The following is a 23,346-nucleotide window of genomic DNA, read 5'->3' on the forward strand; positions in this document are numbered from 1 at the left end:
AACAAAAGGGTGGCCGGCTGCCGCCGACCACCCCGAGTTACCGCCTCAGCCGTGCCGAGGCACCTCATCGCCATTGCCGCGTCTCGCTGCAACCAGGCCCGACATGCTATCGGTAATGGCATACCAGTCGACCCGACGCGTCACGATCATCACCAGGCTCAGCACGCCGAAGATCAGCAGCGTTCCCATCAACAGGGCATTGTCCTCCGAGCCGAGAATCGCGTAGAGCATCGCGTACAACAGCAACAGGGCACCACCGATCACGCCTCCGAGCTTTATCGATCGCAACACATTGCTGACGTAGAACGCGATCAACGATGTCGAAGCCAGCGTGGCGATTAGGTAGGCCGCGCCGAAGGCCATATGCTCGGACAACGAAATCAACAGCAGATAGAACACGCTGAGATCGAGACCAACCAGCAGGTACTGCATCGGGTGCAACCGCAACCCCTTCATGACCTCGAACAGGAAGAACGCAACGAAGGTCAGCAGGATGAACAGGATGCCGTACTTCACCGAGCGATCGCTCTTCTGGTACACGTCAACCGAGTTGAAGAGCTTCACGCCGAACCAATCGTCGGCCAGGCCGGAGCAAGATTTCGTCGCGCAGGCGTCGAGAATTTTCGGCACATTGCTCGAGAACGATGAGACGTTCCAGGTTGCGGTGAAACCTTTATCGTCGATCGAGCGCGTGGTCGGCAGGTAGCGCCCCATGAAGCTCGGCGACGGCCAGTTGGCCTTCATCGTAACCGTATTGCTCTTACCGACCGGCGAGAAGCCAAGGTTTTCCATACCGCGCAGGCTGAGCTTAAAGCTGAAACTGACCGCTTCGTCACCCGGCTTGAGGTTACCCACTTTGGCATGCATGCCGCTGCGCAAGCCGTTGATGTGTGCATCGGCAACGAACTCGTGGGTCTTACCGCCCCAGCTCAGCATCGGTTGCGACTCGATGCCGCGCACATCACTGGTCGCAACCGACAGGTAGGCCGGCAGCAGCTCGAACCGCTCGTCGTCTCGCGCCTTGATCAATTCGTCCAGTTCGGCCGGATCAAAGCGGCCGCTAAAGGCGAAATCGCCATGGTAGACGGGGACCGCGTAGATGCCGCGCTTGCGCGTCTCGGTCTTCACATCGGCATCGATCGTCAGTTTCTGTGGAGCGATGTAGAACTGGCTCTCGTAGGTAGCCGGTCGCCTCTCGTAGCGCTTCAGGTTCTCATCCCAATATTTCTCGCTGCGGTGAACCTTGTAAGGCACGACCAGCAGCGGGCCGACCACATTCTGCGAACCCGTCCAGCTCTGTGCGATGCTGTAGCTCGCCTGGTTTCGATAGGCGCTGCGCTCGTAGACAACATCCTGGATCATCATCAGCGGCACGAGCAGCAGGCCCACCAGCAAGCCGATCACCAGCATTTTCTTCAACAGTGTGTGTTTCATCGACAACCTCCCATTAAGTGTCGATGAAACGTTACGCAACGGGCATGTGGTGATGATGTGGCGTATGTGTGCGACTCGCACACATTCATCCACACAGGAACGTCGTGCTCAGACAGGGTCGTTTTTCGGCTTGATCGGCAGCGACAGGGTCGCCACCGCACCTTGCCGTGGCGCGTTGGCCAATTGCACCTCGCCGCCATGAACCTGGGCAACCTCGCGCACGAAGCTCAGGCCGAGACCGCTGCTGCGAGCGTCGGTCGCAGGGCGCGGCAGGGAATAGAAGCGCTCGAAGACGCGATCGAGCGCATATTCCGGCACCCCCGGACCCTGGTCCGTTATCGACAGGCTCCAGACGCCTTCGTGCACGCGATCGGCAAAACGGATAGTGCCGCCCCTGGGACTGAAGTCGATCGCGTTGTCGATAAGGTTTCCCAGCGCCTGGCGCAGCAGGAACCGTTCGGCGACCAGCCGGACACCCTGCCGCAGATCGAGCTCGAACCTTATCCCATCCTGCTCGGCACGCCACTGCCTCGCCTCGCACAGCTCTTCGATCATCGCCGTCACATCGACGCTCTCGGGGTTGCTCAGGCCTTGTTGTTTTTCAACGACCGCCAGCTGAAGCAGTTGTTCGACGACCTGATGCAGGCGATTCGCCTCACTGCGGATATTGGCAATGAAGCGTTGGCGATCGGCCAGCGGCATCTCTTCATCGAGCAACTCGGCAGTGCCGCGGATCGCCGCCAGCGGGCTCTTCATTTCGTGCGTCAGGATATGCAGATAGTTTTCGACATAGTCCTTGCCCTCGAGTTCGCGACGCATCGCGTCCATCGCATCGGCCAACTGTGCCAGTTCCTTCTCGCGCAGCCTGGGCACGCTCGGCCGTTCGCCGTCGCGCACCGCGCGCGCATAGGCGGTGAGCTTGCGAATCGACATGCTCAGCCAATAGGTGATGATGATACCGACGGCCAGTGCGGCCAGGATCATCAACACACCCTTTTCCTTGATGTTGCGCGTGGCACTCTCGACGAACGGCTGCACGGTGACGCTCGGTTTGCCGACCGTCACAACCCCGATCAGCTCATCATGTCGATAGATCGGCGCAGCGACATACATCACGCTGCTGAAATCGTCTTTCTCGTCTTCGCGCGTGGTGCGTGCACCGTACTTGCCGCGCAGGGTCAGCAGCACGTCGTTCCATTGTGAATAGTCTTTGCCGACATCGCGGCCGCGCGAGTCGTACAGCACAATGCCCTTCGCATCCGTGATGTAGACGATCAGGTTGGGATCGCGTTTGCGCAGAAACCAGATACGCGCATCGATACGCCGCTCGGCGAACGACGCCATGGCATCGGCAAAGTGCCCGCTCTGCAAGCGGCGCTGATCGACCTCTTCGGCCACCAGCTCGGCCAGCAAGTTGGCGGTATCGACCAGCACTTCTTCGAGCGACTGGCGCATGCCCGGCACCAGTTCGGCGCTGAAAGTGCGCATCACGAACCAGATCGCAAAGCCGACCAGCACGAAATAGCCGAGAAAGATGCGGACGCTAAGATTCACGCACGCTGCCGCTGATGCTGTAACCCAGGCCGCGGTGGGTCTTGATCGGACTTCCCTGGTCGCTGACCTGGCGCAGCTTGGCACGCAAGGTCTTGATGTGGGTATCGACGGCGCGCTCCAGGCTCTCTTCCGGTTCATTCCACGCCTGGTCCATAACCTGCGCGCGTGAATACACCCGCTCCGGCTGCTGCAGCAGCGTCTTCAGCACCTGATACTCGTAGCGCGTAAGATCGAGCCAGGTATCGAGATAGCGGATTCGACAGCGACCGCTGTCGATCTCGAAAGTGGTGTCGGCATCGGCAGCCGCGGCTTCCGGCGCATGCGCCATACGGCTGCGCTTGAGGATGACCTTGACGCGCGCGGTCAGCTCGCGCGGACTGAACGGTTTGCCGATGTAATCGTCGCCACCAATCTCCAGGCCGACAATGCGATCGACCTCATCATTGCGCGCGGTCAGAAAGACGATCGGCACCTCGGAGAATCGGCGAATCTCCTTGCAGAACTCGAAACCGCTGCCATCCGGCAGGCCGATATCGAGTATGACCAGCGCCACCTCGGGGTTGGCCTTCAACCAGGCAACGCCTTCACCGCCCAGCCGGCACCAGTGCGCGACAAAGCCCTCGCTCTTGAGGGCGTAGACGACCATGTCGGCAATCGACGCCTCGTCTTCGATCAACAAGATGGTTTGCTGCAATCCCTTTCCCCGACATCGTGGTGCGCGGGCAAGAATAGCAAGTGACAACTAGGCTGGGTACTCGGGACGAATACACAGGAAGAGAATCCGTGCGATGGGTAAAGCGCCGGCTTTCGATAACGCAGCATTATGCAATGTAGATAGCGTTGTTCGGAATGCAAGCCGCAGACAACCGCCGCAGCTGGAAACGGCGCTTAGTGCCCGCCGGCCATCTCGACCAGTATTTCCCTGGCGTCTTTCGCATCCGCGATGGATCGCTCGAACGGCACGCGAAACAGCCTATCGCCGCTGCGCAGGTCCATGCCTTCACTATCGATACCACACATCACAACAGCCTCGGCATCCGCCGCGAGCCGGGCACCGAGGTAGCCACGCAGGGCATCGGCATGATCTTCGTTCATGTGGCTGCAGATGCGTTGCTCGGTTGCGGCATCGAACGGATTAGTGCGCACGATCCGATCCGGCGAGAACCAACGCGCAGTCGCAAATCCACCATTCCAATGGAAGCGTTCGGGGACGAACCGAAAGAAGTGAAAGTTCAGTTCTTCGAAGTACATGCGTGATTGCGGGAAGTACGCAAAATAGCGCCCGGCATCGCCGCTCTCTTCACAAGGGACGACGCGCCCGAGACCGCTCAGGCGAGCGAACTGCTGCACATCACCGTCGCCATGTTCCACCACGGTAAAACCACAACGCGCATCGGCAACGAGGTTTTTCGTGTGTTGCGACAGATGACTAAGTAACAGCAGCGGCAGGCCGTCGCGACCGCAGGCATAGGGCACGACCGAGCCGAAAGGGTAACCCTCGAGATCGAGCGAATGGGTCGACAGCACGGCACGATAGGTGCCGGCCAGTAGTTGGTGCGCCGCTTGCGCCTGTTCATCACCGCTTTGCATGCGCTGCATTAGAACCGACAGCGACGCACGCTGACAAACGCAGCCAAAACCTGTTTAGGTGGCCTGGTGCGTCAATGTGCGCTGCAAGGCGTCGAGCCAGCCGGTATAGAGGCGCTCACGTCTTTCCTCCGGCATCGAAGGCTGAAACTGTCGGTCGAGCTGCCACATCGCGGCAAACTGCTCGGGCTGCGGATAGAGATCGCTCTGCAGGCCGGCAAGGTAGGCCGCGCCCAACGCCGTGGTTTCGAGCATCTTCGGCCGGTCGACCGGTACGCCGAGGATGTCCGACAGGAATTGCATGGTCCAGTCCGACGCCGTCATCCCACCATCGACCCGCAGCACCTTGGTGTCGGCCTGCGGCCAGTCTTTACGCATCGCCTCGAGCAGGTCACGCGTTTGGTAGCCGACGCTTTCGAGGGCGGCGCGCGCCAGTTCGGCCGGACCCGAGTTGCGCGTCAGACCGAAGATCGCCCCACGCGCCTCGGCGTCCCAGTGCGGCGCACCCAGACCGACAAACGCGGGCACCAAATACACGTGATGACCCTGATCCGCCTTCTGTGCCATGGCCTGGGTGTCGCCCGCATGGGTGATGATCTTCAGGCCGTCGCGCAACCACTGCACCGCCGCGCCGGCGATGAATATCGAGCCTTCGAGCGCGTAGGTCGGCTTGCCGTTGAGTTGATAGCCGATCGTGGTCAACAGCCGGTTGTTCGACACAACCGGCTCGCTGCCGGTGTTCAGCACCGCGAAGCAGCCGGTGCCGTAGGTCGACTTGATCATGCCCGGCTCGAAACAGGCCTGGCCGATCAGCGCCGCCTGTTGATCGCCGGCCACGCCGCGGATCGGGATCGCCGCACCGAACAATGCCGGATCGGTGGTACCGAACTCGGCCGCGCAATCCAATACCTCGGGCAGCATCGCGCGCGGCACGCCGAACAAGTCGAGCAGTTCGTCGTCCCACTGGCGTGCATGGATATCGAACAGCAGGGTGCGCGCCGCATTGCTGGCGTCCGTCGCATGCACCTTGCCGCCGGTCAGGTTCCAGATCAACCAGGTATCGATGGTGCCGAACGCCAACCTGCCGGCTTCGGCGCTGGTTCTGAGGCCGTCGATGTTGTCCAGCATCCAGGCAATCTTGGTGGCACTGAAATAAGGGTCGATCACCAGGCCCGTCTTGTGCCGGACGAGTTCCTCGCATCCCTGCGCCAGCAACGCGGCGCATCTGTCGGCAGTCCGCCGATCCTGCCAGACAATGGCGCGATGCACCGGCCTGCCGCTTTCGCGATCCCAAATCACGATGGTCTCGCGCTGATTGGTGATGCCGATGGCCGCAACGTCGCTCGCGACCTTGGATGCATCGGCCAGTGCGCCGCGCACGGTCTGCTCGGCGGTGCGCCAGATATCGTCCGGATCGTGCTCGACCCAGCCGGACTGCGGAAAATGCTGGGCAAACTCCTGTTGCGATACACCGACCCGACGCAGCTTGTTGTCGAACACGATCGATCGTGTGGAGGTGGTTCCCTGGTCGATGGCGATGATATGGCTGGACATCAGGCAATCTCCGGTTGGCGCACGCCGATCAGCATCTGAATTTTATAAATCGTAAGACAGTGCCGGCCTTGCACCGGCACTGTCCAAGCTGCCCCGACTTACTGCCAGGACTTGATCAGCTCATCGTAGTCGACGGTGATCGGTTGCGGTTTCTCATTGGCCAGCTTGGCCTTCGGTGAACCGGGTTGCGACAACCAGTACTCCGGGTCTTTCTCTTCGTTGAGTTTCGGCCCGATGTCACCCTGCACACCGGCACGCTCTAGGCGCGACAGTACACGCTCTTGTGCCTTACACAGCGCATCCATCGCCTCCTGGGCGGTCTTGGCACCTGACGAGGCATCGCCGATGTTCTGCCACCACAGTTGCGCCAACTTCGGGTAGTCGGGCACGTTGGTACCGGTCGGCGACCACTGCACACGCGCCGGCGAGCGGTAGAACTCGATCAGCCCGCCGAGCTTGGGTGCGCGGTCGGTGAAGCTCTGGTCGTTGATATCCGACTCGCGAATGAAGGTCAGACCGACATGCGACTTCTTCAACGAAACCGTCTTCGAGACAACGAACTGGGCGTACAACCAGGCCGCCTTGGCGCGTTCGACCGGGGTGGATTTCATCAGCGTCCATGAGCCGGCATCCTGGTAGCCGAGCTTTTGACCCTCTTCCCAGTAAGCCCCGTGCGGCGACGGTGCCATACGCCACTTCGGTGAGCCGTCGGCGTTCACCACCGGGATACCGTCCTTGACCATGTCGGCGGTAAAGGCGGTGTACCAGAAGATCTGCTGCGCGATATTGCCCTGCGCCGGCACCGGACCGGCCTCGGAGAACACCATGCCGGCCGCATTCGGCGGTGCATAGTTCTTCAGCCAGTCGACGTACTTCTCTACCGAATAGACGGCTGCTGGCCCGTTGGTGGCACCGCCGCGCGCCACGCAGGAACCGGTCGGGCGACTGTTTTCATCGACACGGATGCCCCACTCGTCGACCGGCAGGCCGTTCGGTTCACCCTTATCGCCCGCTCCGGCCATCGACAGCCAGGCATCGGTGAAACGCCAACCGAGCGACGGGTCTTTCTTGCCGTAGTCCATGTGACCGTAGACGCGCTCGCCGTTGATCTCCTTGATGTCGTTGGTGAAGAACTCGGCGATATCCTGGTACGCAGACCAGTTCACCGGCACGCCCAGTTCGTAGCCGTACTTGGCCTTGAACTTCGACTTGATAGCCGGATCGGTAAACCAGTCGTAGCGGAACCAGTACAGGTTCGCGAACTGCTGATCGGGAAGCTGATACAACTTGCCATCCGGGCCAGTGGTGAAACTCTTGCCGATGAAGTCGTCGACATCCAGCGTCGGGTTGGTGACGTCTTTGCCCTCGCCCGCCATCCAGTCGGTCAGGTTGCGGACCTGTTGATAGCGCCAATGGGTACCGATCAGGTCCGAGTCGTTGATATAGGCGTCATAGATGTTCTTGCCCGACTGCATCTGCGTCTGCAGCTTCTCGACCACGTCGCCTTCACCGATCAGGTCGTGATTCACCTTGATGCCGGTGATCTCGTAGAACGCCTTGGCCAGGGTCTTGGCCTCGTACTCGTGGGTCGTGATGGTTTCGGAGACCACATTTATCTCCATACCCTTGAAAGGCGCTGCCGCTTTGATGAACCAGTCCATCTCTTTCATCTGGTCAGTCTTCGACAGGGTCGATGGCTGGAATTCATCATTGACCCAGCGCTGCGCCGCCGCTTCGTCAGCGAAGGCCGGTGACGATGCGCCGCCGAGCACCATCGTCAACGCTGCGGCTATTGCCGTTATCCGGTTCTTTCTCATCTCCACTCTCCTCCAGTTGTTCGATTCCGGGCTTTATTGCTGTCGTTCGGCCCGGACACGGTTATTCGAAGGGCTCGCTTCCTTTCAGACCCAGCGAAACACAGCCAGCGCATACACAAGGCATGCGCCGAGTGCCCACCAAAGTGGCGGGCCGAAGTAGTACAAGGCACCCAGGCAGATGAACGCACTGCCGAGCAACGAAATGAACAGCCTGTCGCCCGGCGTGGTCTCGATGCGCAATACGCCTACCCGCGGCACCGGCGGACGCAGCGAGGTCCACACCGTCATGACAACCAGGGCCGAGGCAATCGCGCCGAAAAACACGGCGGTCTGCCACGTCCACGCCATCCAGCTCAGATCGAACTCCACCGCCATTCTCCTTACACGCGGCCGAGGGCGAAGCCCTTGGCGATATAGTTGCGCACGAACCAGATCACCAGCGCGCCCGGAATGATGGTCAACACGCCGGCCGCCGCCAACACGCCCCAATCCATACCCGAGGCCGACACGGTGCGCGTCATGGTCGCTGCGATAGGTTTCGCCGCCACCGAGGTCAACGTACGTGCAAGCAACAACTCGACCCACGAGAACATGAAGCAGAAAAACGCGGCCACGCCGATACCCGATGCAATCAGCGGCGTGAAGATCTTGATGAAGAACCGTGGGAAGCTGTAGCCATCGATGTACGCCGTTTCGTCGATCTCTTTCGGCACGCCGGACATAAAGCCTTCCAGTATCCAGACAGCCAGGGGTACGTTGAACAAGCAGTGCGCCAACGCCACCGCGATGTGCGTATCGAACAATCCAATAGAGCTGTAAAGCTGGAAGAACGGCAAGGCAAATACCGCCGGCGGCGCCATGCGGTTGGTCAGCAGCCAAAAGAACAGATGCTTGTCGCCGAGGAAGCGGTAGCGAGAAAACGCGTAGGCAGCCGGCAGCGCGACCGACACCGAGATCACGGTGTTCATGACGACGTAGGTGATTGAGTTGATGTAACCGGAATACCAGCTCGGGTCGGTGAAGATGGTTACATAGTTGGCAAACGTGAGCTGATCCGGCCACAAGGTGAAACGCGAGGTGATCTCGTCGTTGGTCTTGAGGCTCATCATCACCAGCCAATAGATCGGCAACAGCAGAAAGGTGAGATAGACCGTCATCACCGCTGCCGAACGCGAAATGCCAAGGCTGCGCGCACCGCTCGACGCCTTGGGCTTGGGTGCGTTGCCTATCGTCACTGTATCCTGTGCAGACACGCTCAACCTCCCTGCTTATCGACGTTGGTCATGACGGTGTAGAACACCCAACTCAGCAACAGAATGATCAAGAAGTACACCAGCGAGAACGCCGCCGCCTGCCCCAGGTCGAACTGACCGACCGCCAGCTTGACCAGATCGATCGACAACAGCGTCGTCGAGTTGCCGGGACCACCGCCGGTAACGACGAACGGCTCGGTGTAGATCATGAAACTGTCCATAAAGCGCAGCAGAAAGGCGATCAACAACACGCTGCGCATCTTGGGCAACTGGATGTAACGGAAAACGGCCCAACGGCTGGCGCCATCGATACGTGCAGCTTGGTAATACGCCTGGGGTATCGACTGCAGGCCCGCATAGGCAAGTAACGCGACCAGCGAGGTCCAGTGCCACACGTCCATCACGATAATCGTCGCCCAGGCATCGAACGGATTCTGTGCGTAGTTATAGTCGACGCCCAGTACACTCAGCGTGTGACCGAGCAGACCGATATCGGAGCGACCGAAGATCTGCCAGATCGTGCCGACGACGTTCCATGGAATCAGTAGCGGCAACGACATCAGCACCAGCGACACCGGCCGGCCCCAGCCTTTACTCGGCATGTGCAGCGCGATATAGACACCCAGCGGCATCTCAATCAGCAGAATTAATGCAGTAAACAAAAACTGCCGGCCGAGCGCATCCTGGAAGCGCGGCGAATTGACGATCTCGTTGAACCATTCGAGACCGACCCAGAAGAATTGGTTGTTGCCGAAGGTGTCCTGCACCGAGTAGTTGACGACCGTCATCAATGGAATGACGGCGCTGAACGCCACCAGGACCACCACCGGCACGACGAGAAACCAGGCCTTGTTGTTCCAGGTCTTCATCAGGCGGCCTCTCCCTCGACCAGCCAGCCGTCGGCGTAGACATTGATGCGCTGCCGGTCGAACACGAGCCGATTGGCGCCGTCGCTGATACCCACACCCTCAGGGATGATCACGTTGAGCTCGCGACCGAAGAACTCGGTGCGCGCGATCTTGTAGCGCCCGACGTCCTCGATGCGACGGATCGTCACCGGCAGGCAGTCGTCACCGGCGTCTTCCTTGCGCAGCAGCCGGGCGAACTCGGGACGGATGCCGATCTCGACCTTGTCGCCACGCACGGCGTGATAACCGCGGGCCAACGGTATCGTGCACCCGTCGACGTAGGCGCTGTTCCCCTCGATCGTCGCACTCAACACGTTCATACCCGGACTGCCGATGAAGTAGCCGACAAAGGTATGTGCCGGGCGCTCGAACAACTCCTGCGGCGTACCCATCTGCACCACATCGCCTTCGTACATGACGACGACCTGGTCGGCGAAGCTCAGCGCCTCGGTCTGATCGTGCGTGACATAGATCATGGTATGGCCGAACTGGCGATGCAGGCGCTTCAGCTGCATGCGCAGCTTCCATTTCAGGTGCGGATCGATCACGGTCAGCGGCTCGTCGAACAGGATCGCGGCGACATGTTCCCGCACCAGCCCACGGCCGAGCGATATGGTCTGCTTGAGGTCGGCGGTCAACCCACGCGCCTTCTTCTTCAGCAGCGGCGTAAGTTCGAGCATCTCGGCGATGCGGGTAACCCGTTCACGAATCGTGTCCTTGTCGTGGCCGCGATTGCGCAAGGGGAAGGCCAGATTATCGAAAACCGACATCGTGTCGTAGATCACGGGGAACTGAAATACCTGGGCGATATGCCGTTGCTCGGTCGGCAGAGCGGTGACATCCCGGTCGTCGAACAGCACGCCGCCTTCGCTCGGCTGCAGCAATCCGGAAATGATATTCAGCAGCGTCGTCTTGCCGCAGCCGGACGGGCCGAGCAATGCGTAAGCCTTGCCGTCTTCCCAGACATGATCGATACGCTTGAGCGCATAATCCTGAGGCCCTTGGGGGTTGGAGTGATAGCTGTGCGCCAGGCCTTGCAGGTGGATCTGTGCCATTGTCGTCTACCTCACGCCGCCCGGGTGGCCGCTGCTGCCGCCACAAGCCTTTCTTGTTCGTCGAAGAAATAGATGTTTGCCGAGTCGACGTACGCCTCTATGAGGTCACCTATCGGCGGCTCATGCACACCGTGTTCGAGCGCTACCCACGGATCATCTTCGCCGTGCTGCAGGTGCACGAATGTTTCGGAGCCGGTGATCTCGGTCACCGTCACCCGCGCCTTGAACATCAGCGCGTTGTCCGTCTGACGGCGAAGGCTCAAGTGGTTCGGGCGAAAACCGGCCTTGTAGCGCCCGTCCGGCAACGCGCTCAGGTCGCCGGCCGCCGCCGTGGACTGGCCTTCGCCGAACATCAGCTTGCCGCCGACCTTGGCGACGGTCACGAAGTTCATCGGCGGATCGGAAAACACGCTGGCAGTCGTGGCGTCGACCGGGCTGCGATAGACATCGAGTGTTGCGCCGAACTGGCGCACCGAACCTTCCCACAACGCGGCCGTGTTGCCACCGAGCAGCAATGCCTCGCTCGGCTCGGTCGTCGCGTAGACAAACACGGCACCGGAATCGCGAAAGAATCGCGGGATCTCGGCGCGCAATTCCTCGCGCAGCTTGTAGTCGAGGTTCGCCAGCGGCTCATCCAGCAGCACCAGACCGGCATCTTTCACCAAGGCACGCGCCAGCGCGCAGCGCTGTTGCTGGCCACCCGACAGTTCGAGCGGCCCACGCTGCAACAACGGCTCGAGCTTCATCAACTCGGCGACCTCCTTCACCTTGCGGTCGATAGTGGCCTTGTCGTGCTTCTGCAGCCGCAGCGGTGACGCGATGTTTTCGTATACCGACATCGACGGGTAGTTGATGAACTGCTGGTACACCATGGCGACGTTACGCCGTTGTACCGGCCGGGAGGTAACATCGACGTCATCCCACAAAACGCGCCCCGCTGTCGGCTTGTCGAGGCCAGCCATCAATCGCATCAGGGTCGTCTTGCCGGACAGCGTCGGCCCCAACAAGACGTTCAAGGTACCGGTCTCGAGCGTCAGGTCGGTCGGGTAGATGTGTTGTTGCGCATCTACGACCTTGGCGATGTTTTCCAGCCTTAATGTCATCGGTACCCCGGCTCAGGCAGCGGCATTCTTGTTGGTGATATGTTCGGCATGATGCGCCTGCATCCATTTCGCCAGCCGTTCTTTTTGTCCGTCGTCCAAACGCAGGCCCAGTTTGCTGCGCCGCCACAGCAGATCGTCGGCCTGCTGCGCCCACTCGTACCGCATCAGGTAACGAACCTCGCATTCATACAGGCCGGCGCCGAAGTCCTCACCCAACGCCTCGAGATTCTCGGCATCCGCCAGCACGGCATTGATGCGGGTACCGTAGCTGCGCAACAGGCGCTCCATCGTTGACGACGGCACGAAGCCGAAACGCCGTCGCCATTGGTCGAACAACTCGGCGCGTTGCGCCACCGGAAAGTCGCCTCCCGGCAACGCGGCATGGCGGGTCCAGTCCGATTCCGGCACATCGATATGTTGTGCGAGCTTTTGCAGGACGGCATCTGCCAGACGCCGAAATGTCGTGATCTTGCCGCCGTAGACATTCAGCAACGGTGCTTCGCCTTCGCTTTTTTCGATCTTCAAAACATAGTCGCGAGTTGCCTGGTGTGCAGCCGAGGCACCATCGTCGTAGAGCGGACGCACCCCCGAATAGGTCCAGAGCACGTCTTCACGCTTGACCGGCTGGCGGAAGTACTCGCTCGATGCGTCGCACAGGTAATCGATTTCGCTGTCGGTGGCGTGCACCGCATCGAGGCCATCGGTGTGATCGACGTCGGTCGTTCCAATCAGGGTGAAATCCGTTTCGTAGGGTATGGCGAAGAAGATCCGGCCGTCCTTGTTCTGAAAGATGTAGGCGCGCGCATGTTCGAACATGCGCGGCACCACGATATGGCTGCCGCGCACCAGCCGCACGGCCGGTTTGTGCGACTCTTCTGCCGCCACACCGGTGGTACCCGCCACCTGTTCCACCCAGGGGCCGGCGGCATTGACCAGCGCGCGGGCGAGCACCTGCTTTTCCGTACCGTCTTGAACGCGGATACGCCACAGATCCCCTTCACGCTCAGCACCGGTGACCCGGTGACGCGGGTTGATACTCGCGCCTTTATGCGCCGCATCCATGGCGTTCAGTACGACCAACCGGGCGTCGTCGACCCAGCAATCGGAATATTCGAAACCTTTGACAAAGCGTTCGACCAACGGCCCACCGGCAGCATCGGTACGCAGATCGATGGTGCGTGTGCCCGGCAACAACTTGCGGCCACCGAGGTGGTCGTACAGGAATAACCCAAGGCGAAGGAACCACGCCGATCGCAGTCCCGCGTGATGCGGCAACACAAAGCGCATCGGCCAGATAATGTGCGGCGCAGCGCGCAACAGCACCTCGCGCTCGATCAAGGCCTCGCGCACCAGGCGGAACTCGTAATACTCGAGGTAACGCAATCCACCGTGGATCAGCTTCGTGCTGGCCGATGAGGTCCCTTGCGCCAAGTCACCTTGTTCTGCCAGGTAAACCTTCAGGCCACGCCCCGCGGCATCGCGCGCAATACCGCAACCGTTTACGCCGCCGCCGATGATGGCAATGTCGTAGATCGTCTGGTCCGCCATTCGCTTGGTTCTCGTGCGCCGAAAGAGGTCGAAGAGGCCCGAAAATGCCCCGAAAGAGAGCGCTGCCTGTTGGCGATTTTGGCGAATAGGTTCGTTTTGTCAATTAATATCTTCGGTTTTTTTCGAAATAGCGCGATAAACGAAACACAATCTAGATAACTAATTGTTTTAACTTGCTATTAGATGTTTCGTACGTTCGAATAAACGAACACCAAAGGACGCTAAAGGGGGTGGATAAGGCATTAAATACGCCTGAAGCCAGTGCAAAACCCGCGCAGTTCGTCATAATGTTTCGAATTCATGCGCTGATTCGGCAATTTTTCGAATGCTGCTTTCGTTTCGACAACAGGAAATCACCGAAATCGCCCGACGCAACGGTCGCGTCACCGTGGATGAACTGGTCGCCCAGTTCGATGTGACGCCGCAGACCATCCGCAAGGATCTCAACGAACTGTGCGAGCGCAAGATTCTGACCCGGGTGCACGGCGGCGCGGTGATCGCCTCCGGTGTAACCAACCTGGGGTACGAGCAACGCCAGATCCTGGCGGCCGAGGAAAAAGGGCTGATCGGCCAGATGTGTGCCGAACAGATTCCCAACAGCACCTCGCTGTTCATCAACCTGGGGACGACGACCGAGGCCGTGGCGCGCGCCCTGCTGCATCACCGCGACCTGCTGGTGATCACCAACAACCTCAATGTTGCCAATACCTTAATCAACAACCCGACCTGCGAGGTGATTATCGCCGGTGGCGTACTGCGACGAGCGGATCGCGGCATCATCGGCGAAGCGACGGTCGGCTTCGTCAACCAGTTCAAAGTCGATTACGCGGTCATCGGTGCCTCGGCCCTGGATGCCGACGGCTCTTTGCTCGACTTCGACTATCGCGAGGTGCGGGTCGCACAGGCGATTCTGGACAACGCCCGGCATCGCTACCTGGTGGCCGATAAATCGAAACTGGAGCGCTCAGCGCCGGTTCGCATTGGTCACATTTCGCAGGTTTCGGATTTCTTCACGGATCGGCTGACATCACCGGAGCTCGCACAGGTCTGCGAACAGAACAACGTCATCGTGCACGAAGCGCAGGCCGTTCGAAGCATGACCTGATCGGCGTTCACTGCCTTTTGCAGTCGCCGCCTCGACACTTGGCGACCGTTCGCAGCAGAACAACGCCCGAGACCGGCAAAAAGCTACTCGCTGCACGACACGACGGCTGTTAACGACACGTCTGTCGTCTGTTCTGTTCAAGCCGACAAATCCCCGTTCGGTTGGTGACCCGATTGCTGACACCAGTGCGCGCAACGCAAGCTATACGAGCCAATTTTTTGACCACTCATACGCATTTTGCAGCCACGGACTGCACGTCACGGACTACGCTTATGCAAAGGGCCCAGCGCTCACAGGAATCGACCGTCGGCGGCAAGGGATGCTGCACCAACATGATGGCGAACCGATCTTTTACACCGCCCAGCCGCGCGTTTGCGCTCCATTACAGTGCTGGACGGCGGAGAGGTTCGTCTTACGAAGAAAAAGAAAATAGACGACGGCACCAAGTTGGCGCCTTGCTGTCGTATAGAAAAACGGAGGCAGTGACACTTGTTGGCACAAGCATTGCCTCGTAGCTGCCTAGGCATGTTCAGCGCATTGATCAAGAGGGATGCAATATGAGTCTGTTTAACCACTACATCGATCGCTACCGCAGAGAGGAAGAGGAGTACTCTCTCGAGGAATACCTGAACATCTGTAAAGAAGACCACATGGCCTATGCCTCGGCCGCTGAGCGCATGCTCGATGCGATCGGCGATCCGCAACTGGTCGATACCAGGGAAGACGCCCGCCTGTCGCGCATCTTCTCCAACAAGGTCATCAAGATCTATCCGGCGTTCAAAGACTTTTACGGCATGGAAGAGACGATCGAACAGATCGTGTCTTACTTCCGGCACGCCGCGCAGGGTTTGGAAGAAAAGAAACAGATACTTTATCTGCTCGGACCGGTCGGCGGCGGTAAATCATCGCTCGCTGAAAAGCTCAAGCACCTGATGGAACGCGCGCCCTTCTATGCCATCCAGGGCTCTCCGGTAAACGACTCGCCCTTGGCCCTGTTCTCAGCAGAAGAAGACGGCGACATACTCGAGCAGGAATACGGCATTCCGCGCCGCTACCTGAACAAGGCGCTGTCGCCCTGGGCGGTCAAGCGGCTGCACGAGTACAACGGCGACATCACCCAGTTCAAGGTCGTCAAACGCTGGCCGTCGGTGCTCGGCCAGGTCGGCGTGTCCAAGACGGAACCGGGCGACGAGAACAACCAGGACATCTCGTCGCTGGTCGGCAAAGTCGACATCCGTAAGCTCGAAAGTTATTCGCAGGACGACCCGGACGCCTATAGCTACTCCGGCGGCCTGTGCCTGGCCAACCAGGGCCTGATGGAATTTGTGGAAATGTTCAAGGCACCGATCAAGGTGCTGCATCCGCTGCTTACCGCAACCCAGGAAGGCAACTACAAGGGTACGGAGGGCTTCGGTGCGATACCCTTCGACGGCATCGTGCTGGCACACAGCAACGAGAGCGAGTGGCAGGCGTTCCGCAACAACAAGAACAACGAGGCCTTCCTCGATCGTATCTACATCGTCAAGGTGCCCTACTGCCTGCGCGTGTCCGACGAGGTGAAGATCTACGACAAGCTGCTGCATAACAGCTCGCTGTCCGAGGCGCCCTGCGCCCCGGGCACGCTGCAGATGCTGGCGCAGTTCTCTGTACTGACGCGCCTCAAGGAACCGGAAAATTCGAGCGTGTTCTCGAAGATGCGGATCTACGACGGCGAAAATCTAAAAGACACCGATCCGAAGGCCAAGTCTTTCCAGGAGTATCGCGACTACGCCGGCGTCGACGAAGGCATGAACGGCATCTCGACCCGCTTCGCGTTCAAGATCCTGTCGCGGGTGTTCAACTTCGATCACACCGAGGTCGCAGCCAACTCGGTGCACCTGCTGTACGTCCTCGAGCAGCAGATCGAACAGGAACAGTTCCCGCCCGAAATGGAACAGCGCTACATCACCTATCTGAAAGAGTACCTGGCACCGCGTTATGCCGAGTTCATCGAAAAAGAACTGCAGACCGCGTATCTGGAATCCTACTCGGAGTATGGGCAGAACATCTTCGACCGCTACGTGACCTATGCCGATATGTGGATCCAGGACCAGGAGTTCCGCGATCCGGACACCGGCGAGATACTCGATCGCGCCCAGCTGAACGCGGAACTGGAAAAGATCGAGAAACCGGCAGGTATCGCCAACCCGAAGGACTTCCGCCACGAGGTGGTCAACTTCGTGTTGCGTGCGCGCGCGCAAAACCACGGCAAGAACCCGACATGGACCAGCTACGAAAAACTGCGTACCGTGATCGAGAAGCGCATGTTCTCGAGCACTGAGGATCTGCTGCCGGTGATCTCGTTCAATGCCAAGGCGTCGAGCGAGGAACAGAAGAAGCACCAGGAGTTCGTCGAGCGCATGGTTGCCAAAGGCTATACCGACAAGCAGGTGCGCCTGCTGGCCGAGTGGTACCTGCGAGCCAGAAAGGCATCCTGAGGCAAGGCATGGGCGCGAACCCCATGCACGGCCTCAATCAGTTTCTCCCGTTGGGGAGAAGGTTGTGAGATCGTGAGTCAGTTGATAGACCGCCGACTTTCAGGCAAGAACCGCAGCGCAGTGAATCGGCAGCGATTCCTGCGGCGGTTCAAGGCGCAGATCCGCAAGGCCGTGGGCGAAGCGGTATCCGAGCGTGGGGTGTCCGATCTCGAACGCGGTGAAGAAATATCCATTCCGTCGAAAGACCTCAACGAACCGATATTCCATCACGGCGAAGGCGGGCGGCGCGACGTCGTCAGCCCCGGCAACCGTGAGTTCGTCAAAGGCGACCGCATCGACCGCCCGCAAGGCGGTGGCGGCCAGGGCGGCGGTGGCGGATCGCCCGACGGCGAAGGCATGGACGAGTTCGTCTTTGAATTAAGCAAAGACGAGTTCCTCAACTACTTCTTCGAAGACCTCGCCCTGCCCGACCTGGTCAAGAAGCAGCTTACCGCCACCCCAGAGATCAAGCGCGTGCGCGCCGGCTTCACCAGTGACGGCAACCCGTCCAGCCTGCACGTGGTGCGCTCGATGAAACAGGCCATCGGCCGACGGCTCGCGATGGGGGCCGGCCCGCGGCGCGCGCTGCGCGAGGCCGAAGAGGCATTGGCGAAACTCGAGGCCGAGGGCAAAGGCGACAGCGAAGACGCCGAACTGCTGCGCGAAGAGATCAACCGACTCAATGCGCGCATCGCGGCGGTCCCTTTCATCGACACCTGGGATCTGCGCTACGCCAACCGTGTCGACAAGCCGCAACCGACCAGTCAGGCCGTCATGTTCTGCCTGATGGACGTCTCCGGCTCGATGGACGAAGAACGCAAGAACATCGCCAAGCGCTTCTTCATGCTGCTCTACCTGTTCCTGACACGCAGCTACGAGCGCATCGACGTGGTGTTCATTCGTCACCACACGGTGGCCAAGGAGGTCGATGAAGACGACTTCTTCACCTCGCGCGAAACCGGCGGCACCGTGGTGTCCAGCGCGCTCGACCTGATGCACGAAATCGTGACCGAACGTTATCCGTCGGGCCAATGGAACATTTACGCAGCGCAGGCATCCGATGGCGACAACTGGGCCGAAGACTCGCCACGCTGCCGCGAGATACTGGTCAACGGCATCCTGCCCCTGGTGCAGTACTATGCCTATGTCGAGATCAAGGCTGAGCATCCGCAAACCCTGTGGCACGAATATGAAACGGTAAAGGGCATGTATCGTCACTTCGCGATGCAGCGCATCCTCAACCTCGAGGACATCTATCCGGTGTTCCGTAAACTGTTCCGCAAGAAGGAGGCGGCGGCGTGACCGAAGCAATCAAAGCCGATACCCGTCAACCGATCTCCGAGGGTTCGGAATGGACCTTCGAGCTGCTCGAAACCTACGACCGGGAGATCGCCCGCGTCGCACAGCACTACGGCCTGGACACCTATCCGAACCAGATCGAAGTGATCACGTCGGAGCAGATGATCGACGCCTATTCGTCGGTCGGTATGCCGGTCGGCTACAGCCACTGGTCGTTCGGCAAGCAGTTCATGTCGACGCAAAAGCACTACAAGCGCGGCCAGATGGGCTTGGCCTACGAGATCGTGATCAACTCCAGCCCGTGCATCGCCTACCTGATGGAAGAGAACACGATGACCATGCAGGCGCTGGTCATTGCGCACGCCAGCTACGGTCACAACTCATTCTTCAAGGGCAACTACCTGTTCCGTACCTGGACCGACGCCGAGGGCATCCTCGACTACCTGGTGTTCGCCCGCAACTATGTTGCCGAGTGCGAAGAACGCTACGGCGAAGAGGCGGTAGAAAACATCCTCGACTCGTGCCATGCCTTGATGAATCACGGTGTCGATCGCTACAAGCGACCCGCCAAGCTGTCGATGGCCAAGGAAAAGGCACTACAGCGCGAGCGCGCCGATTACCTGCAGTCGCAGGTCAACGACTTGTGGCGCACCCTGCCGCCGAAAGAGGCGACCGCCAAGAAGCGCAAGGAAAATCGCTTCCCACCCGATCCGCAGGAAAACCTGCTGTACTTCATCGAGAAGAACGCACCTCGGCTGGAACCCTGGCAGCGCGAGATCGTGCGCATCGTGCGTAAGATTGCGCAGTATTTCTATCCGCAACGCCAGACGCAGGTCATGAACGAGGGCTGGGCAACCTTCTGGCACTACACCCTGCTCAATCACCTGTATGAAGAAGGCAAGCTGACCGACGGCTTCATGATGGAGTTTCTGCAGTCGCATACCAACGTCGTGTTTCAACCGCCTTACTTCAGCCGGATGTACAGCGGGATCAACCCTTATGCGCTCGGCTTCAACATGTTTCGTGATATCCGGCGCATCTGTGAAGAACCCACCGATGAAGACCGCCGCTGGTTCCCGGAGATCGCCGGCTCGAACTGGCTCGAGACACTGGATTTTGCGATGCGCAACTTCAAGGATGAGAGCTTCATCGCACAGTATCTGTCACCACGACTGATTCGCGAGCTGAAGCTGTTTACCGTGGTCGACGACGATCATGACGACAAGCTCGAGATCAGCGCGATCCACGACGATGCCGGCTACCGCCAGATTCGCCAGATGCTGGCCGACCAATACAACCTCGGCAACCGCGAACCGAACATCCAGGTGTGGAATGTCGACGTCTACGGCGATCGCTCGCTGACGCTGCGCCACGACATGCACAACCGCCGTCCGCTGGGTGAGAGCACCCCCGAGATGCTGCGCCACATCGCCCGACTGTGGGGCTACGACGTGCGCATCGAAAGTATCGACGAACACGGTCACGCCGAATTGATGGGTGAATGCAAGGTCTGACGGTGCGCGGCGGATCACGGCGGCATGCGGCAGACACGCCGCCGAACGTTAAGCTCCCCACCCCAGCGAATTCGTCGGCGTGATACGTAAGTCCCTCGCCGTCTTGTCCATCATCTTCGGGCTGCTGATCTTCGGCGCCATGATCTATGGCGCAAGGCACCACCTGGTTCTCAGCCTGTTGGGAGAACGCACCACCGGGCGGATCGTCGCAGCCGCTCCCGATGGCGCCGAGTCTATTAGCCGGTCCAGGTACAACCTGGCGTCCGACCTGCCGACTTCGGTCGGCGCCTATCGTTTGATTGCGCGGTTTGATACGCCCCAGGGCCCATTCGAGACGTCCACCCGGCTGACCTACTACCAAATCGATGATCTCGTCGGCGGGAGCTTCAAAGTCAAACCGATAGTCGGCCGCGAGATCGATGTGACCTATATGGCCGACGACCCGACGCGCAACGAAGTCAGCCACACACTGCCGTGGAACGGCTTCTGGTATCCGGTGATGGGCAGCAGCGTGTTCCTGCTGCTCGGCCTGATGCTGTTATTCGCCACACCGCCAACCGCCGACCGGCAACCTCCGCGGCGCTAGTCCAACCGGCTACGCCAATCGACTTACATGCACCAAAAATTCACGGCGTGACAACGCGCTTCATACGCGGCACTAACGGCCGAACCAACGCCACGTCGAAGGGGATCTTCAGCACATCGAGGATCTGCCTGCTGCTTCCGTCGAAAACAAGAAACGCCCGATCCTTACGCCCGATATACGCGATGAAGACGAGTTCGCCCGCCGGTCGGTCCAGCTTGTGCAACAAAGCGTCGTAGGCTTGCTGCCAGGCGGGATTATGAGCTACGTATGGCTCAATCCTGGTGGCGTCCTGCTGCATCTGTCGCCAACCTTCGTCCAAAGCCTGATAGCGGTCGAACAGACCATGCAACTCGCCCGGAATTTCGGATGCCGCCGTCAGCTCTTTGCCGAACTCAACCGGGTCATCGGGCAGGTCAACGTGCACGACCTGAGGCGTCGTACTCTCCCAGCGTTCGAGCACTTTTCCACTGGGGTCCCACTCGTCCAAGACCACCCGGGTCAATGGTTGGATATGATCATAGGCATGCACCAGCACAACCGGCCGGGCGACGTACAGGTTCCACATGCCATAGCCCAATGCAGCGGACTGGAACAGCGCAATCAACGTCATATCGAGTTTCAGCCCAGGCTTGCCCGGCTTGAACACGATCAGCGTCAGCGCCGGGCCAAGCACGATATCGACAAGCGCGACCAATTGCAGGCCCTGCCATCCGCCTTCCAACTCAAACAGCGGTGCGGGGTACCAGACGAAAATCAACAGACCAGAGACGACGGCGAACACCAGCACACTGGTGACCAGATGAATGCCAAAGGCCTTAACTCGCGTCATGTTTCAACCACCTATCGAAGTCAACCGGCTACGATGAAATCAACCGTCATTATCATCGGTTCGAACTCGGAATATTTTAGGTATGACGCACGTACCGGCGGGAAACCGGGTGCACCGAACCAGGCTGGATTGACGCCCGACGAGCGGGCCGGGGTTAAGAGAAGGTATCTTTGTACTTTTCGCGCAGGACGTTCTTCTGCACCTTGCCCATCGTATTGCGCGGCAGTTCGTCGACGACATATACGCGCTTGGGCTGCTTGAAGCGCGCGAGCCGGTCACGCAGCGCATCGACCACGGTCTGTTCGTCGACCCCGCTGTCGCCCTCGGGCACCACAATCGCGGTCACGCCTTCACCGAAATCCGGATGTGGCACACCGATCACTGCCGACTCCTTCACACCCGGCAGCTCATCGATCTGTGACTCGATCTCTTTGGGATAGACATTGAATCCGCCCGATATGATGAGATCCTTGGCCCGCCCGACGATCGTTACGCGCTCGTCCTCCGCCATCTCCGCCACGTCCCCGGTGATGAACCAACCATCGTCGCGAAACTCCTCGGCGGTTTTTTCCGGCATCTGCCAGTAGCCACTGAACACATTGGGACCGCTGATCTCCAGCACGCCGGCCTCGCCTCGCGGCAACTCCTTTCCCTGCTCATCGGCCACACGCGCCTTCACGCCGGGCAAGGGATAGCCGACGGTGCCGGCAATCCGTTCACCGTCGTAAGGGTTCGACGTGATCATGCCGGCCTCGGTCATGCCGTAGCGCTCCAGTATGCGATGCCCGGTTCGCTGTTCGAACTCGCGGTGTGTCTCGGCGCGCAGCGGGGCGGAACCGGAAATGAACAGGCGCATGTTGCTACACAACCCGGCATTGAAGTCGGCGCGATCCAACAGCCGCGTGTAAAAGGTCGGCACCCCCATCATGACCGTGGATTCCGGCAGCCGGGCGATCATCGCATCGGCATCGAACCTGGGCAGAAAAATTACCCGGGAACCGCCAAGCAGCGCGCAATGCAGCGCGACGAACAGACCGTGCACATGAAAGATCGGCAAGGCATGCAGCAGCACATCCGCCTGCTGCCAATGCCAATAGTCATGTAACACCTGCGCATTCGAGGCCAGGTTGGCGTGACTGAGCATCGCACCTTTCGAACGGCCGGTGGTTCCGGAGGTGTACAAGATGGCCGCCAGGTCCTCGGGTGCCACCGGCACGGTCTCATCGATCGCTGTTGCAGTCTCAAGGGCGGCCCGCAGCTCGCCTCCACCGTCCGCGTCGAGCGTCAACACGGCGTGTACGCCGGCCGCGGCGGCCACCGGCTCGAGCTGCGCCTTACGTTGTGGCGCACACACAAACACGCGCGGCGTGGCGTCTTTTAGAAAGTAATCCACCTCGTTGGCCGTGTACGCGGTGTTGAGCGGTATATAGATGGCACCGGCGCGCAGGCAGGCAAGATACAGCAGCACCGCCTCGATCGACTTTTCTACCTGAACAACGACACGGTCGCCCTTCTGCACACCGAACGACTGCAGCAAACCCTGAATCAGCGCGGTTTGGCGCGGCACCTCGGCGTACAGCAACCGCCGGTTGCTGTCGGTCTCGAGAAAAACAGCGTCCGGCTCGGTCGGAAAATGGGCTGCGAATAGGCGGTACAGATTCGCGTCGTTCATCGCTCAGAGATC

At 59.8% G+C, this 23,346-nt stretch carries 19 protein-coding genes; 5 read left to right on the top strand and 14 right to left on the bottom strand.

Features of this window, described 5'->3' with window-relative positions; all coding sequences use genetic code 11:
* Positions 1 to 45: 45 nt before the first annotated feature.
* From creD to glpD, 12 genes are all read right to left on the bottom strand, one after another.
* A complete protein-coding gene (gene creD / locus B1781_RS19465) occupies positions 46 to 1,434 on the bottom strand; it encodes a cell envelope integrity protein CreD (RefSeq protein WP_078121244.1) in 1,389 nt (462 codons plus the stop codon).
* 108 nt (positions 1,435 to 1,542) lie between these two features.
* Positions 1,543 to 2,988, bottom strand: coding sequence for a two-component system sensor histidine kinase CreC (gene creC / locus B1781_RS19470; RefSeq protein ID WP_078121245.1), 1,446 nt, complete (start codon positions 2,986 to 2,988; stop codon positions 1,543 to 1,545).
* Positions 2,978 to 3,682 carry a two-component system response regulator CreB gene (gene creB / locus B1781_RS19475; protein WP_078121246.1) on the bottom strand — a complete coding sequence of 235 codons (705 nt, stop codon included), beginning with the start codon at positions 3,680 to 3,682 and terminating at the stop codon, positions 2,978 to 2,980. The genes creC and creB overlap by 11 nt, the downstream gene beginning before the upstream one ends.
* Before the next feature lie 194 nt (positions 3,683 to 3,876).
* Positions 3,877 to 4,587 carry a HugZ family pyridoxamine 5'-phosphate oxidase gene (locus tag B1781_RS19480; RefSeq protein ID WP_078121247.1) on the bottom strand — a complete coding sequence of 237 codons (711 nt, stop codon included), beginning with the start codon at positions 4,585 to 4,587 and terminating at the stop codon, positions 3,877 to 3,879.
* Between the two features lie 45 nt (positions 4,588 to 4,632).
* Positions 4,633 to 6,132 carry a glycerol kinase GlpK gene (gene glpK, locus B1781_RS19485; protein ID WP_334224000.1) on the bottom strand — a complete coding sequence of 500 codons (1,500 nt, stop codon included), beginning with the start codon at positions 6,130 to 6,132 and terminating at the stop codon, positions 4,633 to 4,635.
* Positions 6,133 to 6,227: 95 nt separating this feature from the next.
* Positions 6,228 to 7,946: an ABC transporter substrate-binding protein gene (locus tag B1781_RS19490; RefSeq protein WP_078121249.1), complete on the bottom strand. Its 1,719-nt coding sequence runs from the start codon at positions 7,944 to 7,946 to the stop codon at positions 6,228 to 6,230.
* Positions 7,947 to 8,030: 84 nt separating this feature from the next.
* Positions 8,031 to 8,315, bottom strand: a complete 285-nt coding sequence (locus B1781_RS19495) for a DUF2160 domain-containing protein (protein WP_334223794.1) — start codon at positions 8,313 to 8,315, stop codon at positions 8,031 to 8,033.
* An 11-nt stretch (positions 8,316 to 8,326) separates the two neighbouring features.
* Positions 8,327 to 9,199 (bottom strand): carbohydrate ABC transporter permease, encoded by an 873-nt coding sequence (locus B1781_RS19500; protein ID WP_456300668.1) that lies wholly within the window; start codon positions 9,197 to 9,199, stop codon positions 8,327 to 8,329.
* A gap of 2 nt (positions 9,200 to 9,201) precedes the next feature.
* Positions 9,202 to 10,068: a carbohydrate ABC transporter permease gene (locus tag B1781_RS19505; protein ID WP_334223795.1), complete on the bottom strand. Its 867-nt coding sequence runs from the start codon at positions 10,066 to 10,068 to the stop codon at positions 9,202 to 9,204.
* Positions 10,068 to 11,162: an ABC transporter ATP-binding protein gene (locus B1781_RS19510; protein ID WP_078121251.1), complete on the bottom strand. Its 1,095-nt coding sequence runs from the start codon at positions 11,160 to 11,162 to the stop codon at positions 10,068 to 10,070. Before B1781_RS19510 ends, B1781_RS19505 begins: the two co-directional genes overlap by 1 nt.
* Positions 11,163 to 11,173: 11 nt before the next feature.
* Positions 11,174 to 12,265 (bottom strand): ABC transporter ATP-binding protein, encoded by a 1,092-nt coding sequence (locus tag B1781_RS19515; protein ID WP_078121252.1) that lies wholly within the window; start codon positions 12,263 to 12,265, stop codon positions 11,174 to 11,176.
* A gap of 12 nt (positions 12,266 to 12,277) precedes the next feature.
* A complete protein-coding gene (glpD, locus tag B1781_RS19520) occupies positions 12,278 to 13,813 on the bottom strand; it encodes a glycerol-3-phosphate dehydrogenase (protein ID WP_078121253.1) in 1,536 nt (511 codons plus the stop codon).
* A gap of 325 nt (positions 13,814 to 14,138) precedes the next feature.
* Between glpD and B1781_RS19525 the strand changes: the two genes are divergently transcribed.
* The 5 genes from B1781_RS19525 to B1781_RS19545 all read left to right on the top strand — a co-directional run bounded on the left by B1781_RS19525 (position 14,139) and on the right by B1781_RS19545 (position 20,833).
* On the top strand, positions 14,139 to 14,918 hold the full coding sequence (locus tag B1781_RS19525) for a DeoR/GlpR family DNA-binding transcription regulator (protein WP_078121254.1): 780 nt from the start codon (positions 14,139 to 14,141) through the stop codon (positions 14,916 to 14,918).
* Between the two features lie 557 nt (positions 14,919 to 15,475).
* Positions 15,476 to 17,395: a PrkA family serine protein kinase gene (locus tag B1781_RS19530; RefSeq protein ID WP_078121255.1), complete on the top strand. Its 1,920-nt coding sequence runs from the start codon at positions 15,476 to 15,478 to the stop codon at positions 17,393 to 17,395.
* A 72-nt stretch (positions 17,396 to 17,467) separates the two neighbouring features.
* Complete coding sequence (locus tag B1781_RS19535) at positions 17,468 to 18,736, top strand: YeaH/YhbH family protein (protein ID WP_078121256.1); 1,269 nt, start codon at positions 17,468 to 17,470, stop codon at positions 18,734 to 18,736.
* A complete protein-coding gene (locus B1781_RS19540; RefSeq protein WP_078121257.1) occupies positions 18,733 to 20,247 on the top strand; it encodes a SpoVR family protein in 1,515 nt (504 codons plus the stop codon). The genes B1781_RS19535 and B1781_RS19540 overlap by 4 nt, the downstream gene beginning before the upstream one ends.
* 103 nt (positions 20,248 to 20,350) lie before the next feature.
* The gene (locus B1781_RS19545) at positions 20,351 to 20,833 is read left to right on the top strand and encodes a hypothetical protein (protein WP_078121258.1); all 483 of its coding nucleotides are present in this window, start codon (positions 20,351 to 20,353) and stop codon (positions 20,831 to 20,833) included.
* A gap of 40 nt (positions 20,834 to 20,873) precedes the next feature.
* Here B1781_RS19545 and B1781_RS19550 read toward each other — a convergent pair whose 3' ends face one another.
* Positions 20,874 to 21,620 (bottom strand): hypothetical protein, encoded by a 747-nt coding sequence (locus B1781_RS19550; RefSeq protein ID WP_125932187.1) that lies wholly within the window; start codon positions 21,618 to 21,620, stop codon positions 20,874 to 20,876.
* A 196-nt stretch (positions 21,621 to 21,816) separates the two neighbouring features.
* Positions 21,817 to 23,334 carry a malonate--CoA ligase gene (locus B1781_RS19555; RefSeq protein WP_078121260.1) on the bottom strand — a complete coding sequence of 506 codons (1,518 nt, stop codon included), beginning with the start codon at positions 23,332 to 23,334 and terminating at the stop codon, positions 21,817 to 21,819.
* Between the last annotated feature and the right edge of the window lie 12 nt (positions 23,335 to 23,346).

This window comes from Thiosocius teredinicola, assembly GCF_002009425.1.
Classification (GTDB): Bacteria; Pseudomonadota; Gammaproteobacteria; order Chromatiales; family Chromatiaceae; genus Thiosocius; species Thiosocius teredinicola.